This window comes from Streptomyces chartreusis NRRL 3882 (assembly GCF_900236475.1).
In the GTDB taxonomy this organism is placed as follows: Bacteria; Actinomycetota; Actinomycetes; order Streptomycetales; family Streptomycetaceae; genus Streptomyces; species Streptomyces chartreusis_D.
In genome coordinates this window covers 986,214-1,002,437 of record NZ_LT963352.1, presented here as the reverse complement: position 1 = coordinate 1,002,437, position 16,224 = coordinate 986,214, and the positions used below count along the sequence as shown (strand labels likewise).

Below are 16,224 nucleotides of genomic sequence, written 5' to 3'. Positions count from 1 at the left end.
CAACCGAATCGAAAGGCCCTCCGTGTCCCCGACGCCCGCCCGCATCATCGCGGTCGACACGCACGACATCCGCTTCCCCACCTCGCGCGAGCTCGACGGCTCCGACGCGATGAACCCGGACCCCGACTACTCGGCGGCCTACGTTGTCCTGCGCACGGACGCGGCCGACGGGCACGAGGGGCACGGATTCGCCTTCACCATCGGGCGGGGCAACGAGGTGCAGGTCGCAGCGATCGACGCGCTGCGCGGACACCTGATCGACCGCTCCGTCGACGACCTGTGCGCCGACCCGTCCACCCTGAACCGCGACCTGATCGGCGACAGCCAGCTGCGCTGGCTCGGACCCGAGAAGGGCGTGATGCACATGGCGATCGGCGCGGTCGTCAACGCGGTGTGGGACCTGGCCGGCAAGCGCGCCGGCCTGCCGCTGTGGCGGCTGCTCGCCGAGGCCGAACCCGAATGGCTGGTCCGCCAGGTCGACTTCCGCTACCTCACCGACGCCCTCACCCCCGAGGAGGCCCTGACCCTGCTGCGCCACGGCAGACAGGGCGCCGAGCAGCGCACGGCCCGGCTGCTGGAGCGCGGCTACCCCGCCTACACCACCTCACCCGGCTGGCTCGGCTACGACGACGACAAGCTCACCCGGCTCGCGGCCCGGGCCGTCGCCGACGGCTTCCGGCAGATCAAGCTCAAGGTCGGCGCCGACCTCGACGACGACATCCGCCGCTGCCGCGTCGCCCGGTCCGTCATCGGCCCGGACGTCCGCATGGCCGTCGACGCCAACCAGCGCTGGGACGTCGAGGAGGCGATCCGCTGGACCAAGGCCCTCGCCGAGTTCGACCCCTACTGGATCGAGGAACCCACCAGCCCCGACGACATCCTCGGCCACGCGGCGATCCGCCGTGCCGTCGCCCCCGTGAAGGTCGCCACCGGCGAGCACGTGCACAACCGGATCGTCTTCAAGCAGCTCCTCCAGGCCGGCGCGCTGGACGTCGTCCAGATCGACGCGGCCCGCGTGGGCGGCGTCCCCGAGAACCTCGCGATCCTGCTGCTCGCGGCCAAGTTCGGCGTCCCGGTCTGCCCGCACGCGGGCGGCGTGGGCCTGTGCGAACTCGTCCAGCACCTGTCGATGTTCGACTACGTGGCCGTGGCCGGAACCACCGAGGACCGCGTCATCGAATACGTCGACCATCTGCACGCCCACTTCCTCGACCCGGTCGTCATCAGCGAAGGTCATTACACGGCACCCACCGCGCCGGGCTTCTCGGCCGCCATGCGGCCCGAGTCGCTGGCGCGGTACACCTACCCGGGCGGCGAGTTCTGGGCCGCCGACCTCGACAAGCAGAAGAAGGGTCGGGCTGCATGAGCGACTTCGAGGGCATCAGGGCCCTGGTGACGGGCGGCGCCTCCGGCATCGGCCGGGCGACCGCGGAACTCCTGGCCGAGCGCGGCGCCCAGGTCGCCGTCCTCGACCTGGACCCGTCACCGGTCGACAAGCCGCTGCTGGCCTACCGCGCGGACGTCACCGACGACGCGTCCGTGCGCGAGGCCGTCGCGGCGGCGGTCGCCGACCTCGGCGGGCTGGACGTCCTGGTCAACAACGCGGGCACCGGCGCCCAGGGCACCGTCGAGGACAACTCCGACGACGACTGGCACCGCGTCTACGACGTCAACGTCGTCGGCATGGTCCGCACCACCCGCGCCTGCCTGCCCCACCTGCGCGCCTCCGCGCACGCGTCGATCGTCAACACCTGCTCCATCGCGGCCACCGCGGGCCTGCCGCAACGCGCCCTGTACAGCGCCACCAAGGGCGCCGTGTACGCGCTGACCCTCGCCATGGCCGCCGACCACGTGCGCGAGGGCATCCGCGTCAACTGCGTCAACCCGGGCACGGTCGACACGCCATGGGTCGGCCGCCTCCTCGACGCCGCGCCCGACCCGGCCGCCGAACGCGCCGCTCTGCAGGCCCGCCAGCCCACCGGCCGCCTGGTCGGCGCCGACGAGGTCGCGGGCGCCATCGCCTACCTGGCGAGCCCCCTGTCCGGCGCCACCACGGGCACCTCGCTCGCCGTCGACGGCGGCATGCAGGGCCTGCGGCTGCGCCCGGTGACCCGGTGAACCGGCTCGGCGGCAGCGGCGTCGAGGTCAGCGCCCTGTCCTTCGGCGCGGCCGCGATCGGCAACCTGTACACCGAGGTCGGCGAGGCACAGGCCCACGAGGCCGTGGAGGCCGCCTGGCAGCGGGGCATCCGCTACTTCGACACCGCCCCGCACTACGGCCTCGGCCTGTCCGAGCGCCGCCTCGGCGCCGCCCTGCGCGACCACCCCCGCGAGCAGTACACGATCTCCACCAAGGTGGGCCGCCGCCTGGAGCCCGCGGACGGCACCGGCGACGACCTGGCCAACGGCTTCGCCGTGCCCGCCGCCCACCGGCGCGTCTGGGACTTCAGCGCCGACGGCATCCGCCGCACCCTGGAGTCCAGCCTGGAACGCCTGGGCCTCGACCGGGTCGACGTCGTCTACCTCCACGACCCGGACGAGCACGCCGAGTGGGCCTTCCGCGAGGGTTACCCGGCGCTGGAGAAGCTCCGCTCGGAAGGCGTGGTCGGGGCGATCGGCGCCGGGATGAACCAGGCGGAGATGCTCACCCGCTTCGTCCGCGACACCGACGTCGACGTGGTGCTGTGCGCCGGCCGCTACACCCTGCTGGACCAGAGCGCCCTCACCGGCCTGCTGCCCGCCGCCCACGAACGCGGAACGTCCGTCGTCATCGGCGGCGCCTTCAACTCCGGCCTGCTGGCGAACCCGCAGCCGGGCGCGAAGTACAACTACACCGTCGCACCCTCCGACCTGGTCCAGCGGGCGCTGCGCCTGAAGTCCGTCGCCCACCGCCACGGCACCACGCTGCGCGCCGCCGCCCTGGCCTTCTGCGCCGCCCACCCGGCCGTCGCGAGCGTCCTCGTCGGAGCCCGCTCGGCGCACGAAGTCCGCGACTGCGCCCACCAGTTCGCCGCCCGCGTGCCCGCCGGGTTCTGGCAGGACCTGCGCGCCAAGGGCCTGCTGCCCGCGGACGCCCCCGTCCCCGCCGAGGAGTCGCCCGAGGCGCCGGCCAAGGAGCCGTCATGAGAGTCGCCCTGCACACCAAGGTCCGCGCCGACCGGATCGCCGCCTACGAAGCCGCCCACCGAGAGGTGCCCGAGGAGCTCACCGACGCCATCCGCGCCGCCGGCGCCACCTCCTGGACGATCTGGCGCAGCGGCACCGACCTGTTCCACGTCCTGGAGTGCGAGGACTACGCCCGTCTCCTCGCCGAGCTGGAGAAACTGCCGGTCAACGTCGCCTGGCAGGCGCGGATGGCCGAACTGCTGGAGGTGGTGCACGACTACTCCGGCGAGGGCGCGGACGCCGGCCTGCCCGTGGTCTGGGAGCTGCCGGCATGACAGTGGTCGACGCCCACCACCACGTCTGGGACCTGTCCGTGCGGGACCAGGACTGGATCGCGGAAGGCAGCCCGATCCGGCGTGATTTCACGGTGCAGGATCTGGCGGCCGAGGCCCGCGCGGCGGGCGTCGACCGCACCGTCCTCGTCCAGACCGTCACCGTGCCCGAGGAGACACCGGAGTTCCTGGCCCTGGCCGAGGGTCACGAGCTGATCGCCGGGGTCGTCGGCTGGACCGACCTCACCCGCCCCGACGTGGCCGACGAGCTGGCCCGGCTGCGCGAACTGCCCGGCGGGCGGTACCTCAAGGGCATCCGGCACCAGGTCCAGGGGGAGCCGGATCCCAAGTGGCTGCTGCGTCCGGACGTACGCCGGGGCCTGGCCGCCGTGGCCGACGCCGGGCTGGTGTACGACCTGGTCGTGCTGCCCCACCAGCTCCCGGCCTGCGCCAAGGCGGCCGCATCCCTTCCTCGGCTCACCTTCGTCCTGGACCACTTGGGCAAGCCGCCCATCGCCTCCGGCGCCCTCGAACCCTGGGCGTCCGGCCTCCGCGCCCTCGCCGCGCTGCCCCACACCGTCTGCAAGCTCTCCGGCATGGTCACCGAAGCCGACCTCGCGTCCTGGACGATCGACGACCTGCGCCCGTACGCCGACGTCGTGCTGGAGGCCTTCGGCCCTGACCGCCTGATGTTCGGCTCGGACTGGCCGGTGTGCACCCTCGCGGCGACCTATGGCGACATCCTGGACGCCACACGCCGGCTGACCGACCCGCGGGACCACGCGCAGATCTTCGAGGCGACCGCCACCCGCGTCTACGACCTCTGAGCGGTCGCCGCCAGCCGCGTCGGCGGCAGGTACTCCCGTACGTACGTCCGCTCCCAGCACGCGCCCGTCTCCCGCAGCTCGCGCCAGGTCGTGTAGCGGTAACGGAACAGGCGGGCGCGCACGTACCGCGGGGGCCCGTCCGGCGGGAACGGGGAACGGCGCAGCAGCTTCAGGGTGTCGCGGTCGTTCTCCAGCAACCGCTCCACCAGGGCGCCGAACCACGAGCCGGCGTACGCGGGGGAGAGGGCCGCGAACCACATCATCCAGTCGAGCCGCAGATGGTACGGCGCGAACTGGCGCGGCCAGCGCCGGGGATCACCGGGCTTGCCCTTGAACTCGTACTCCCGCCAGTCCGAGTCCTCGCGCGGTACGTCGTCGGCCGTGCCCTCGACGACCACCTCGTAGCGGACCCGGCCGACGCTGCCGAACGCCCCGTAGGTGTTGACCAGATGGAGCGGGTCGAAGGAGCGGTTCATGATCTGGCGCCGGGAGATCATGTTGCGGACCGGGTGGTAGCTGAGCCCCACCAGCAGCGCGGCGACCGCGAGGACCACGACCTCGTACCAGAGCGGCGCGTCGGGCACCGACGGCGGATCGCCCGGGAACTCCACCGCCGACAGGGCCAGCACGATCGTGATCCAGTTCAGCCAGGAGAAGTTGCCCGACAGCACCAGCCACAGCTGGGTGACGATCATCAGCGCGGCGGCGGCCGTCGCGACCGGCTGCGGGGTGAACAGCAGGAAGGGCACCACGAGTTGCGTGAAGTGGTTCGCGGCCACCTCGACCCGGTGCAGGGGCTTGGGCAGATGGTGGAAGAACCAGCTCAGCGGGCCCGGCATCGGCTGCGTCTCGTGATGGTGGTCCAGGCACGTCAGCTTCCGCCAGCACTCGTCGCCGCGCATCTTGATCAGCCCCGCGCCGAACTCCACGCGGAACAGGATCCACCGCAGCAGGAACAGCACGACCAAGGGCGGCGCCACCTCGTCGTTGCCGAGGAACACCGCCAGGAAGCCGACCTCCAGCAGCAGTGACTCCCAGCCGAACGAGTACCAGGTCTGCCCGACGTTGACGATCGACAGGTACAGCGCCCAGGGCACCAGCCACAGCAGCATGCCGCCCCACAGGGGCAGCAGTGAGTCGAGCCCGGCCAGCAGCGCAGCCGACACCGCGCAGCCCGCCCACGCGCAGACAGCGAAGAAAGGGTCCGAGTAGTGCAACTGGAACAGGCTCGGCGCCCGCTTGAACGGCACCCGCTCGACGAACCGCGGCACCGGCAGCATGCCGCGCTGCCCGATCAGCGCGCGGAACTGCAGCGCGGCCGTCAGGAAGCCGACGAGGTAGACGGCGGCCAGCGCCCGCTGGAAGACCAGCCGGCTCAGCCAGTAGTCGGATGCGGTGAACCAGTCCACGGCCGTCCGTTCCTCCCAGTGCGGCGCCGGACCCGGGTGTCACGCTCTGCGTACCACCGCTCCGGTTGCGTAACCCGAGTGAGCGAAGCAAACAATAGTGACGCGTTGCCGCATATGTGACGAAGTGATCTGGAGGGCGAGGTGCGGACACCTACCGGGACCTTCGTCACGGCCTGCGCGCTCTTTGCGGCGCTCCTCCTCTCGGGCTGCGGCGGCGATGGCGACGCCGCAGGAGCGGACGGGGCCCTCTTCCTCCAGCCGGCCGCGGCCCAGGGGCCGAACCCCTTCACGGACTCCACGGCCACCACGACGGTTACCCCGTCCCCCACACCACGAACGCCTGCGACGGTCAGCCCGGGCGGCGCCGCCCGGGTCTCCGCCGGCCTGAGCGGCCTGCGCTCGCTCTCCGGCGGAACACCCGGCCTGTACGGCGGGACCGAGCGGACCGGCAGCTGCGACGTCGCCCGGCAGATCGGCCACCTCACCCGCGAACCGGCGAGGACGCGCGCCTTCGCCCGGGTCGCGGGCGTCTCCCCGGCGTCCGTCCCGGACCACCTGCGCGGACTCACCCCGGTGGTGCTGCGCGCCGACACCCGCGTCACCGACCACGGCTTCCGCGCCGGCCGGGCCGTCGGCCGTCAGGCCGTCCTCCAGGCGGGCACCGCCGTGCTGGTCGACGACCGGGGCGTGCCGCGCGTCCGGTGCGCCTGCGGCAACCCGCTCCGCCCGCCGGTGACGCCGAGCGGCACGCCGCACACCGAGGGCACCCCCTGGCCCGGCTACCGGCCCGGCCGGGTCGTCGTCGTGACCCCGGCCCCGCAGGTGATCACCACCTTCACGATCGTCGACGCCGCCACCCGCAGGTGGATCGAACGGCGCACCGGCCACGACGTACGCCACGACCGGGCCCTGCCTCCACCGGTCTGGGCGACCAACCCCCCGGCGCCGACGCCGGCGCCGTCCGAGCCACCGGCCGCCGTCCCGCGCGAGCCCCTCGTCCCGCGCGAGCCCGGCGGCACGTCGCCCGAGTCCGGTGTCTCCCCGCGCCTGGACAGCGCGTCCTCTTGGGACACGAGCTCCCCGAGTGACGTGAGCCCTCCGGTCACCGCCATGGACCCACCACCGGCCGACGGCGCCGGCCCGCTGCCCGACGAAGCGTCCCCCGAAGACTTCGGCGGCCCCGACGTCGACGAGGTCGGCCCCGACGCCGTGCCGGACGGCCCCGATCCGCCCGACGGAGCCGGGCTGATTCCCGACGACCGGGCCGCCGACAGCATCCTCGGCAGCCCCACGGACGTCTTCGGTAACTGAGGGCCGGTTCGGCGGAGCGGCCCGTAAACTCAGCACATCCGGTCGAAGAATCGGACGAATCCTGGCAAGGTGGGCCCATGGCTGATCGGGGAGCGAGCGCCCTGTCCCTCCCGGACGACTGGCCCGCCCACCCGGACCGGATCCTCGCGCTCAACCGGATGGGCAGCTTCGACTGGGATCTGGACACCGGCCTGATGCAGATGGACGCCCAGGCCCACGACATCTTCGACGTGCGCCCCGAGGAGTACGATTACCATCCCCGAACGCTCTCCAAGCGCGTCCCGCCCGGCGAGGCCCGGCGCCTGGACACCGCGGTCTCCCAGGCACTGAAGGACGGCAGCGAGAACTACGGCGCCTACTTCCGCATCCGCCGCCGCGACGGCTCCCTGCGCTGGACCCACACCCAGGGCTACATCCGGCGCGACGAAACCGGACGGCCCCGCCGCATCATCGGCATCGTCCGGGACGCCACCCAGGAACTCGCCGAGAGCGAGGCCCGCAGCGACCAGGCCGCCCAGGACGAGGCCCGCCGGCAGCAGACCAGCGTCGTCGAACTCACCACGGCCGCCCTCGCCCACGCCCGCACCGTCCAGGACGTCATCGACGCCCTCAAGGACACCCACGGCCTCACCCACCTGGGCGCCACCAGCCTGGTCATGGGCCTGGTCGAGGCCGGCCGCATCCGCCTGGTCGCCGAGGGACCCTCGGACAGCTTCGTGCCCGGCACCCGCATCACCCGGATCGACGAGCCCTACCCGATGAGCGAGGCCGTACGCACCCTCGGCCCCTGCTTCATCGAGTCGCCGGAGGAGTTCGCCGAGCGCTACCCGATCCTCTGGCCGCACATCACCGACCTGAACATCACGTCGGCCGCCTATCTGCCGCTCATCGTCCAGGCACAGCCGATCGGCGCGATGGGCCTGCTCTACAGCGACCGGCGCGGCTTCACCCCCGAGGAGCGCAACATCCTCGTCGCCCTCGGCAGCAGCATCGCGCAGAGCCTCCAGCGGGCCATGTTCTACGAGCAGGAGATGGACCTGGCGCAGGGTCTCCAGCAGGCCATGCTGCCCCGGACCATCCCGAGCGTGCCCGGGGCCGACGTCGCCGTCCGCTACCGCGCCGCCACCATCGGCGGCTCCGTCGGCCGGGACATCGGCGGCGACTGGTACGACCTGATCCCGCTGCCCGGCGGCCGGGTCGGCGCCGTCATCGGCGACGTCCAGGGACACGACACGCACGCGGCCGCGGTCATGGGCCAGTTGCGCATCGTGCTGCGCGCCTACGCCGCCGAGGGGCACACCCCGGCCACCGTGATGGCCCGCGCCTCCGTCTTCCTGCACGAACTCGACACCGACCGCTCCGCGACCTGCCTCTACGCGGAGGCCGACCTGTCCACCGGCGTGCTCCAGATGGTCCGGGCCGGTCACATCGATCCGCTCGTGCGGCACACCGACGGCTCCTGCCGCCGTGTCACCGTCCCGGGCGGCCTGCCGCTCGGCCTGTCCGCCGAGTTCGGCCGCCTCGACTACCCGGTGAGCACCGTGGAGCTGGACCCGGGCGAGACCCTGCTGCTGTGCACCGACGGCCTGGTGGAGCAACCCGGCGCCGACCTCGACGACGGTATGCGCACCCTCACCGCGCTCGTCGCCACCGGCCCCGACGACGTACGGGACCTCGCCGACCGGCTCATCGACGTGGCCGCCGAACGCGGCGGCGACGACGACGTGGCGCTGCTCCTGCTGCGCCGGCGAGGCCCGGACAGCCCGCGGTCCGGGCAGCGGCTCCAGCGCCACGTCGCCCCCGGCGACCCGGCGGCCCTGGCCGAGGCCCGGCACATGATCCGCACCGCGGTCGGCGTCTGGGGAGCACGAGAGCGCGCCGACGACATCGAACTCGTCGCCGACGAACTGATCACCAACGCCCTGATGCACACCGAGGGCTCCGCGATCGTCACCCTGCGGGCCCTCACCGGCTCCGAGCGCAGGCTGCGCGTCGAGGTCGAGGACTCCTCCAGCGCCCTGCCACGCCGCCGTGAGGCGGGCGAGTCGGGCGTCTCCGGACGGGGCCTGCTGCTGGTCGAGCTGCTCACCGACGTGTGGGGCGTGGAGGCACGCGGCGGCGGCAAGGCCGTGTGGTGCGAGTTCGTGGTGCCCGACCGCGCATGACCCCACGTGGCACTCTGGACGTATGCCGGAACTCCCCGAGGTCGAGGCGCTCAAGGACTTCCTCACCGAGCACCTCGTCGGTCACGAGATCGTGCGGGTGCTGCCCGTCGCGATCAGCGTCCTGAAGACGTACGACCCGCCCCTGTCCGCGCTGGAGGGCCACGAGGTCGCCACCGTACGCCGGTACGGCAAGTTCCTCGACGTCGGGACCGCGGACGGCCCGCACTTCGTGACGCACCTGGCCCGCGCCGGCTGGCTGCACTGGAAGGACCGCCTGCCCGACGGCCCGCCCCGCCCCGGCAAGGGCCCCCTCGCGCTGCGCGTGGCCCTGGAGACCGGCGCCGGCTTCGACCTGACCGAGGCCGGCACCCAGAAGCGGCTCGCGGTGTACGTCGTGGCGGACCCGCAGGAGGTCCAGGGCATCGCCCGGCTCGGCCCGGACCCGCTGGCCGACGACTTCGACGAGCGGCGCCTCGCGGAGCTGCTGGCCGGTGAACGGCGGCAGCTCAAGGGCGCGTTGCGCGACCAGGGCCTGATCGCGGGCGTGGGCAACGCCTACAGCGACGAGATCCTGCACGCGGCGAGGATGTCGCCCTTCAAGCTGGCCGCGTCCCTGAGCGAGGAGGAGACCGGGCGGCTGTACGCGGCCCTGCGCGACACGCTCACCGAGGCGGTCGAACGCTCCCGGGGCGTTGCGGCCGGCAGGCTGAAGGCCGAGAAGAGGAGCGGCCTGCGCGTGCACGGCCGCACCGGCGAGCCCTGCCCGGTGTGCGGCGACACCATCCGAGAGGTGTCCTTCAGCGACTCCTCGCTCCAGTACTGCCCGACCTGCCAGACGGGCGGCAAACCGCTGGCGGACCGCAGGATGTCCCGGCTGCTGAAGTGACCCGGCCCCGCCCTCACCGGGGCGGGGGCGACCACTCGAACATGAGGATGGTCGCGTCGTCCCGCAGCCGGCTGGTGGACGAGTCGAGGATGGAGTGGATGAGGCGCCGCAGCGTCTCGGGCGCCAGCTCGCCCGCGGCCGTCGCCCGGATGATGTAGTCGGCGAACTTCTCCAGCCCGAACTCCGCGCCGTCGGGCCCCCTGGCCTCGGTGACCCCGTCGGTGTACATCAGGACCCGGTCACCCGGCTTCAGCGGGATCTCGTGCGTCTGCCGTCGCCGCGCGGCGAGCAGCGAGGGCAGCCCCATCGGCGGTTCCGGCTCGCGCCGCATGGCGTCGACGAGCAGCCGCTGGTCGCGGATGAGCAGCGGGGTGGGATGGCCGCAGTTGCTCCACCGCAGCGTCCCGGAGGCCAGGTCCAGCTGGGCCAGGACGCCCGTGCAGAACTGGTCGGGCAGCCAGCGCGCCAGCGCGTCGTCGACGCGCTCCACGAGCTCGGGCAGGTCCGCTCCGGTCCGCCGGGCGTTGCGGCACGCGGCCAGCGACACGGCCGTGGTGAGCCCGGAGGCGAGGTCGTGTCCCATGGCGTCGAGGACCGTGGCGTGCAGGGTCGTCTCCGTCAGGGAGTGGTCGAAGGCGTCGCCGCCGATCTCGTAGGCCGGCTCCAGCACGGCCGTCGACACGACGTGCCCGGTGCCGATCGTGCGGGGCGGCAGGAAGGCCCGCAGCATCTCGGCGGGCAGGGCCATCGGGTTCGTGCGCGTGCGCCGGACGAAGGAGTCCTGGTACGCCCGGGCCGACGTGATCATCATGGCGAGCAGGGTGGCGAGCGCCCTGCCGCGGCGCAGGACGGCAGGCGTCAGCGAGGGCGCCTGCACGGCGAGGACACCGAGGCGTTCCGCGCCGTCCACGAGGGGGAACCAGGCCGTCATGCCGCCGGACCCGGACTCCTGCACGCGCAGGGACTGGGTGCGGTAGGTCCAGCCCGCGAGCGAGTCGTCGACGAGCAGGGGCGGGGTGGTGTCGTCGAGCGGGACGAGCCGGCGCTGCTGGATGTCGGCGAGGTAGACCACGGAGTGCTGGAGGCCCAGGGCCTTGGTGCAGCGGGCGGCCGCGGTCGTCAGGTCCAGCGCCGGGGTCCGAGGATCGGCGAGGAACTCCTCCAGGTGACCGTCGCCGGTCTCTGCCGTCGCCACCTCGTCTCCCCTCGCCGGGACCGCGGGCACCCGGGGCCCGCCGGGTGTGTCGTCCAGCAGTCTCACACCGGGTCGCACGGGGTGCCCGGCGACCGGGGCGGACGGACGACAGAGCCGTTGCGGACCGGCCTCACTGCGGCTGGAGTCTCACCAGGACCTCTCCGGACGCCGAGCGGACCTCGTAGCGGGCGGTCTCGTCGGGATGCTTGGAGGAGCTGGCCATCATGGTGCTGGGGTGGGTGTCGTGCCCGGGCCCGTGCCAGCTGGTCGCGGTCTCCTCGGTGCCGTCACGGCCGACGATGACCAGGTGGCAGGGGCGGGGGCCGGCCGCGTCCTTCACCTTCAGCTCGAGCTGGCTGCCCGAGGCCTTGTCCTCCACCGTGACCTGGGCCCAGACACCCGACCGCGCGTCGGTCGCCGCGATCCGCACCGGCTCCTCGGCGCTGCCCTGCGCCATCATCGCGACCCCCGGTACCGAGACGGCGAACACCACCGACGCGGCCAGGGTGAACAGCATGCGCCTGCGTCCGGCCCGGCGCCGCGTCGCCACCTCGGCCAGCAGCCGGTCCAGCATGCGAGGCCCGGGCTGCGCCATCGGGTGCACCAACCGTGGCGTCGCCCGCCGGTACAGCATCAACTGCCGTGTGGTCGGGCCGAATTCCGTCACCTCTGCGGCGCACCGAGGGCACTCCATGAGGTGGTCCTCGAAGCGGAAGGCCTCCGCCTCGTCCAGCACGCCGAGCGCGTAGGCGCCGACGTCGCGATGCCTTTCCAGGGACCTCATGCCGAATCCTCGTGCCGTTGGGTGCGGGTGGGGTTACTCCTTGCTCCCACCGGTACGGACCAGGCAGCGGAATCACTCAAGCCGGTGACACAATCGCAACCAAAGGATTCGGAGCCCTCCGGCCCGCGGATTGGTCCGGGGCCGCAGAAATCTAAAAAAGGTGGATGGCGAGGTGTCCCAGCGGCAGTCCGAGCTGCCAGGCGGGCGTCCAGACCTTCGGTCCCTCGTCCTCCCCGACCACCGGAGCACCGCCCGGCACCGCGTTCAGGTCGGGCGCGAGCAGCTCCGTCTCCTGGAGCCAGCGCCAGGCCGCCTCCGCCAGGTCCAGGTCCGGCGCGGGCCCGCCCGACGGAGCGGCCCCGGCGGCGAGCTCGGCCAGCCGCTCGCGCACCCACTCCTGCCACGGCTGGTCGTACGCCGTCAGTGACAGCCACGTCTCCAACTGCGTGACGACCCGGATGCCGGACAGCTCTCCCTCGGTGTCGGAGAGGAAGATGGTCAGCGCCAGGGCATCCCGCCCCGCGCGGAACTCGAAGGACGTCGGCGGCATCAGATCGCCGGTCCGCAGCAGCTCGTCGGCGATGTACTCGGCATACAACCACGCCATGGGGACGGTCAGTTCACCGTCGGCGCCGTCCGTGCCCTCTTCGCTTCTGTGCAGCATCCCTTCCTGCCTTCCTCCGGTACGTGCGCGTCGCCCGACACCGGGCCCCGGGGCACTGACCGCCCCATCCGGAACACGGATGGGAACAGCCGATTACTCAACCGGGGTCCTCAGCAAGGCGCTTTACGGAGGTTTGACTCGGCCATTGGTTTCAGCGCAGGTCGGCGGCGTATCCCGGAAGCACCCGGCGCAGGGCGCGCAGCGCGTAGTACGCGCGGGACTTCACCGTACCGGGCGGGATCCCGAGGGTCTCCGCGGCTTCCGCCACACTCGCCCCCTGGAAGTACACGAGCACCAGGACTTCACGGTGTTCCGGAGTGAGTGTCTTCACAGCCTGGCGGACATCGAGCATCGCCGCGGCGCGCTCGGCGTGGTCGGAGATGACCCGCGCGTTCTCCAGCACCGCATCGCCGACCTCGGCCGGACGCGCCTGCCGGGCTCGCCGGGCGTCGATCGCGAGTCGCCGCCCGACGGTCATCAGCCAGGGCCGTACGGAGTCGAAGTCGTCGGCGCGCAGGGCCTCGGGGTGCTGCCAGGCACGCACCAGCGTCTCCTGCACCAGGTCCTCCGCGCGCTGCCGGTCGCCGTCGCAGAGCCGGAGCAGGAGCGCGAAGAGGGGCCGGCCGTGCTCCCGCTGCAGTGCGGCGAGCTCGTGCTCGGCGGTCGTCCCGTTCGTGAGAGTGGATCCGGCCGTCATGGCCGTATGCCACCGCAGGGCGCAGTCGGGGGACAGGGCACGTACTCGCCTGTGCGGCGGACGGTCGATCGCGTCGACGAACGGTTCGACGAACGGTCACGGCGCCCGGCCATGTGGGTGCCGGACGGGCTGATGAGCGTGTCGGAGCCGCGTGGCGCGCCGTGTGCCTTCTTTCCTGTTTATGCGTAAATACGACCACAACGCCCACAGTGGGGTGAATCGATGATCGCACGCAGTCGACAGGTGGCCCTGGCCCTGACCGTCGCCCTCGCCGCGGGCGCCGCCTGTCAGGCCCGCAGCCACGAACCGAGCGGCCATGGACGCCCGGCACCGTCCGTGGTCGCACCACGCGGCTTCACACTGGTCGCTTCCGGCGACGTCGTCCCGCACAGCTCGATCATCGACCGGGCCCGCTTCGACGCCGGCGGCAACGGCTACGACTTCCGGCCGATGCTCGCGGGGATCCGCTCCGTCGTCTCCCGCGCCGACGTGGCCCTGTGCCACATGGAGACCGTGTACGGGGCGAACGGCGAGTACACCGGCTACCCCACCTTCAAGTCCCCGCCCGAGGTCGCCCCGGCCCTCGCCACGACCGGCTACGACGGCTGCTCCACGGCCTCCAACCACACTCTCGACGACGGCGCCGACGGCATCCGCCGCACCCTCGACGCCCTCGACCGCGCGGGCGTCCAGCACGCCGGTTCGGCACGCACCGAGGAGGAGGCCCGCGCCGTGACGGTCCTCCGGGCGGGGCCGGCGAACGTCGCCCACCTCGCCTACACCTACGACACCAACGGCATCCCGCTCCCCGACGGGCAGCCCTGGGCCGTGAACTTCATCGACGAGGCCAAGGTCCTCGCGGACGCCCGGGCCGCGCGCGAGGCGGGCGCCGACGTGGTCGTGGTCTCCCTGCACTGGGGCACCGAGTGGCAGGACGCCCCCGACGAGCGGCAGCTGACCCTGGCCCGGAGCCTCACCGCAGCGCGCAGCGGGAGCCGCCCCGACATCGACCTGATCCTCGGCACCCACGCGCACGTCCCGCAGGCCTACGAGAAGGTCAACGGCACCTGGGTGATCTACGGCATGGGCGACCAGATCGCCGGCGAGATGACCAACCACCAGGGCGCCCGGGACCCGCGCGGCAACCAGTCCACCCTCGGCCGCTTCACCTTCGCCCCGCCCGCACGGCCGGGCGACCGCTGGGAGGTCACGAAGGCCGAGTTCGTCCCACAGCTGTTCGACGTCGACGCCGGCCGGGTCGTCAACCTCAACCGGGCGATCGCCCAGGGCGCCGGCGTGCAGGCCGTCCGCGACCGCATCCGCGACATCGTGCTCAGCCGGGGCGCGGCCGAGGACGGCCTGGTGATGGGGGAGTAGGCCGGCCGGGCCGCCCGGTCAGCGCCGCGCCAGCTCCGAGCGCCGGTAGGAGTACGCGAAGTAGATCAGGAGCCCGATCGCGAACCAGACGGCGAACCGCACCCACGTCTGCCACTGGAGGAAGGTGATCAGCCAGATCGAGAAGACGATGCCCAACGTCGGCACGACCGGCATCCAGGGCGTACGGAACGTGCGCGGCAGGTCCGGCTGCCGGTAGCGCAGCACGATCACCGCCGCGCACACCACCACGAACGCCAGCAGGATCCCGATGTTGGTCAGCTCGGCCGCCTCGCCGATCGGCAGGAACCCGGCGATGGCGGCCGACGCGACGCCCACGATCCAGGTGACACGCGTGGGCACGTGCCGCGTCGGGTGGGTCTTCGCGAACCACTTGGGCAGCAGCCCGTCACGGGACATCGAGAACCACACCCGGGTCACCCCCAGCATGAACGTGAACATGACCGTGAGGATGCCGATGATCGCGCCCACCGCGATGACGTCCGCAAGACCGCTCAGCCCCACCGACTTGAACGCCGTCGAGAAGCCGCTCTCCTTGTCGATGTCCTTGTAGTCCTGCATGCCCGTCAGCACCAGGCAGGCCGCCACGTACAGCACCATCGAGATGATGAGCGAGTAGATGATCGCCTTCGGCATGTGCCGCTGCGCGTCCTTGGACTCCTCGGCCGCCGTAGACATGGCGTCGTAGCCGAACACCGCGAAGAACACCGTCGCCGCGCCCGTGAACGCTCCGCCCACCCCGTAGGGGAAGAACGGGTTGTAGTGCGCCGTGTCGATGTGGAACACGCCGACCCCGATCACCAGCAGCACGACCAGGACCTTCAGCACCACCACGACCGTCTCGAACCGGGCGGCGTTCTTGATGCCCAGGGTCAGCAGGTAGGCGATGAGCAGGCACAGCAGCGCCGCGAACAGATCGACCCGGTGCCCGTCGCCGGTGCCGGGCGCGCCCAGCATCCAGTTGGGCAGGTCGGCGCCCATCTCACCGACCAGGAAGCTGAAGTAGCCCGAGATGCCGATCGCGACCACCGCGACGATCGCCGTGTACTCCAGCAGCAGGTCCCAGCCGATGAACCAGCCCGCGAGCTCGCCGAGCACCGCGTAGCCGTAGGTGTAGGCGGAACCGGCCTTCGGGATGAGTCCGGCGAACTCGGCGTAGGACAGGGCGGCCGCGGCGCTCGCGACGCCCGCGATGAGGAAGGAGACGAGCACGGCCGGACCCGCCGTACCGTTGGCCACGGTTCCCGCGAGTGTGAAGATGCCCGCGCCGATGATGCCGCCGACCCCGATGGCGGTCAGCTGCCACAGCCCCAGCGACCGTTCCAGCTGGGTGCCCTTGCCGACTTCCGTCTCCTCGATCTGCTCGATGGGTTTGCGACGGAGAATCCCTTGACCCATCCGGAGCCCGGCCATGCGTCTCACCTCTTCGCGATCGGCAAACGGCTGATGGCGGAT

General features: G+C 72.3%; 15 protein-coding genes. 9 read left to right on the top strand and 6 right to left on the bottom strand.

Features of this window, described 5'->3' with window-relative positions; all coding sequences use genetic code 11:
* The first annotated feature begins 22 nt into the window (after window positions 1–22).
* The 5 genes from SCNRRL3882_RS04555 to SCNRRL3882_RS04535 are packed head-to-tail and all read left to right on the top strand — an operon-like array spanning window position 23 to window position 4,263.
* A complete protein-coding gene (locus tag SCNRRL3882_RS04555) occupies window positions 23–1,366 on the top strand; it encodes an L-fuconate dehydratase (protein ID WP_010037303.1) in 1,344 nt (447 codons plus the stop codon).
* Complete coding sequence (locus tag SCNRRL3882_RS04550; protein WP_010037302.1) at window positions 1,363–2,118, top strand: SDR family NAD(P)-dependent oxidoreductase; 756 nt, start codon at window positions 1,363–1,365, stop codon at window positions 2,116–2,118. The genes SCNRRL3882_RS04555 and SCNRRL3882_RS04550 overlap by 4 nt, the downstream gene beginning before the upstream one ends.
* The gene (locus tag SCNRRL3882_RS04545) at window positions 2,115–3,125 is read left to right on the top strand and encodes an aldo/keto reductase (RefSeq protein WP_010037301.1); all 1,011 of its coding nucleotides are present in this window, start codon (window positions 2,115–2,117) and stop codon (window positions 3,123–3,125) included. The genes SCNRRL3882_RS04550 and SCNRRL3882_RS04545 overlap by 4 nt, the downstream gene beginning before the upstream one ends.
* A complete protein-coding gene (locus tag SCNRRL3882_RS04540; RefSeq protein WP_010037299.1) occupies window positions 3,122–3,439 on the top strand; it encodes an L-rhamnose mutarotase in 318 nt (105 codons plus the stop codon). The genes SCNRRL3882_RS04545 and SCNRRL3882_RS04540 overlap by 4 nt, the downstream gene beginning before the upstream one ends.
* Complete coding sequence (locus tag SCNRRL3882_RS04535) at window positions 3,436–4,263, top strand: amidohydrolase family protein (RefSeq protein WP_010037296.1); 828 nt, start codon at window positions 3,436–3,438, stop codon at window positions 4,261–4,263. The genes SCNRRL3882_RS04540 and SCNRRL3882_RS04535 overlap by 4 nt, the downstream gene beginning before the upstream one ends.
* Here the strand turns inward: SCNRRL3882_RS04535 and SCNRRL3882_RS04530 are convergent.
* Window positions 4,251–5,672: a lipase maturation factor family protein gene (locus SCNRRL3882_RS04530; RefSeq protein ID WP_010037294.1), complete on the bottom strand. Its 1,422-nt coding sequence runs from the start codon at window positions 5,670–5,672 to the stop codon at window positions 4,251–4,253. The genes SCNRRL3882_RS04535 and SCNRRL3882_RS04530 overlap by 13 nt on opposite strands.
* Window positions 5,673–5,813: 141 nt before the next feature.
* On the opposite strand from SCNRRL3882_RS04530, the gene SCNRRL3882_RS04525 reads away from it, so the two are divergent.
* The 3 genes from SCNRRL3882_RS04525 to SCNRRL3882_RS04515 all read left to right on the top strand — a co-directional run bounded on the left by SCNRRL3882_RS04525 (window position 5,814) and on the right by SCNRRL3882_RS04515 (window position 10,034).
* Entirely contained in the window at window positions 5,814–6,983 is a 1,170-nt protein-coding gene (locus SCNRRL3882_RS04525) for a DUF6777 domain-containing protein (RefSeq protein WP_010037291.1), read from the top strand.
* A gap of 77 nt (window positions 6,984–7,060) precedes the next feature.
* Entirely contained in the window at window positions 7,061–9,148 is a 2,088-nt protein-coding gene (locus tag SCNRRL3882_RS04520) for a SpoIIE family protein phosphatase (protein ID WP_010037289.1), read from the top strand.
* A 22-nt stretch (window positions 9,149–9,170) separates the two neighbouring features.
* Window positions 9,171–10,034, top strand: coding sequence for an Fpg/Nei family DNA glycosylase (locus SCNRRL3882_RS04515; protein ID WP_010037288.1), 864 nt, complete (start codon window positions 9,171–9,173; stop codon window positions 10,032–10,034).
* 13 nt (window positions 10,035–10,047) lie between these two features.
* On the opposite strand, the gene SCNRRL3882_RS04510 is transcribed toward SCNRRL3882_RS04515, so the two are convergent.
* From SCNRRL3882_RS04510 to SCNRRL3882_RS04495, 4 genes are all read right to left on the bottom strand, one after another.
* Window positions 10,048–11,229 (bottom strand): PP2C family protein-serine/threonine phosphatase, encoded by a 1,182-nt coding sequence (locus SCNRRL3882_RS04510; protein ID WP_010037287.1) that lies wholly within the window; start codon window positions 11,227–11,229, stop codon window positions 10,048–10,050.
* A gap of 130 nt (window positions 11,230–11,359) precedes the next feature.
* Entirely contained in the window at window positions 11,360–12,013 is a 654-nt protein-coding gene (locus SCNRRL3882_RS04505; protein ID WP_010037285.1) for a zf-HC2 domain-containing protein, read from the bottom strand.
* 151 nt (window positions 12,014–12,164) lie between these two features.
* On the bottom strand, window positions 12,165–12,677 hold the full coding sequence (locus SCNRRL3882_RS04500; protein ID WP_010037283.1) for a hypothetical protein: 513 nt from the start codon (window positions 12,675–12,677) through the stop codon (window positions 12,165–12,167).
* A gap of 151 nt (window positions 12,678–12,828) precedes the next feature.
* Window positions 12,829–13,374 carry a sigma-70 family RNA polymerase sigma factor gene (locus tag SCNRRL3882_RS04495; protein WP_010037282.1) on the bottom strand — a complete coding sequence of 182 codons (546 nt, stop codon included), beginning with the start codon at window positions 13,372–13,374 and terminating at the stop codon, window positions 12,829–12,831.
* Between the two features lie 222 nt (window positions 13,375–13,596).
* Between SCNRRL3882_RS04495 and SCNRRL3882_RS04490 the strand changes: the two genes are divergently transcribed.
* Window positions 13,597–14,751, top strand: coding sequence for a CapA family protein (locus SCNRRL3882_RS04490; protein WP_029180983.1), 1,155 nt, complete (start codon window positions 13,597–13,599; stop codon window positions 14,749–14,751).
* Window positions 14,752–14,769: 18 nt separating this feature from the next.
* On the opposite strand, the gene SCNRRL3882_RS04485 is transcribed toward SCNRRL3882_RS04490, so the two are convergent.
* Complete coding sequence (locus SCNRRL3882_RS04485) at window positions 14,770–16,182, bottom strand: amino acid permease (protein WP_010037278.1); 1,413 nt, start codon at window positions 16,180–16,182, stop codon at window positions 14,770–14,772.
* Window positions 16,183–16,224: the final 42 nt, after the last annotated feature.

Bases quoted from the DNA above. Each gene is read 5' to 3' on its own strand.
- SCNRRL3882_RS04550 (WP_010037302.1), top strand. From the start codon at position 1,363: ATGAGCGACTTCGAGGGCATCAGGGCCCTGGTGACGGGCGGCGCCTCC.
- SCNRRL3882_RS04540 (WP_010037299.1), top strand. From the start codon at position 3,122: ATGAGAGTCGCCCTGCACACCAAGGTCCGCGCCGACCGGATCGCCGCC.
- SCNRRL3882_RS04535 (WP_010037296.1), top strand. From the start codon at position 3,436: ATGACAGTGGTCGACGCCCACCACCACGTCTGGGACCTGTCCGTGCGG.
- SCNRRL3882_RS04520 (WP_010037289.1), top strand. From the start codon at position 7,061: ATGGCTGATCGGGGAGCGAGCGCCCTGTCCCTCCCGGACGACTGGCCC.
- SCNRRL3882_RS04515 (WP_010037288.1), top strand. From the start codon at position 9,171: ATGCCGGAACTCCCCGAGGTCGAGGCGCTCAAGGACTTCCTCACCGAG.
- SCNRRL3882_RS04505 (WP_010037285.1), bottom strand. From the start codon at position 12,013: ATGAGGTCCCTGGAAAGGCATCGCGACGTCGGCGCCTACGCGCTCGGC.
- SCNRRL3882_RS04500 (WP_010037283.1), bottom strand. From the start codon at position 12,677: ATGCTGCACAGAAGCGAAGAGGGCACGGACGGCGCCGACGGTGAACTG.
- SCNRRL3882_RS04495 (WP_010037282.1), bottom strand. From the start codon at position 13,374: ATGACGGCCGGATCCACTCTCACGAACGGGACGACCGCCGAGCACGAG.
- SCNRRL3882_RS04490 (WP_029180983.1), top strand. From the start codon at position 13,597: ATGATCGCACGCAGTCGACAGGTGGCCCTGGCCCTGACCGTCGCCCTC.
- SCNRRL3882_RS04485 (WP_010037278.1), bottom strand. From the start codon at position 16,182: ATGGCCGGGCTCCGGATGGGTCAAGGGATTCTCCGTCGCAAACCCATC.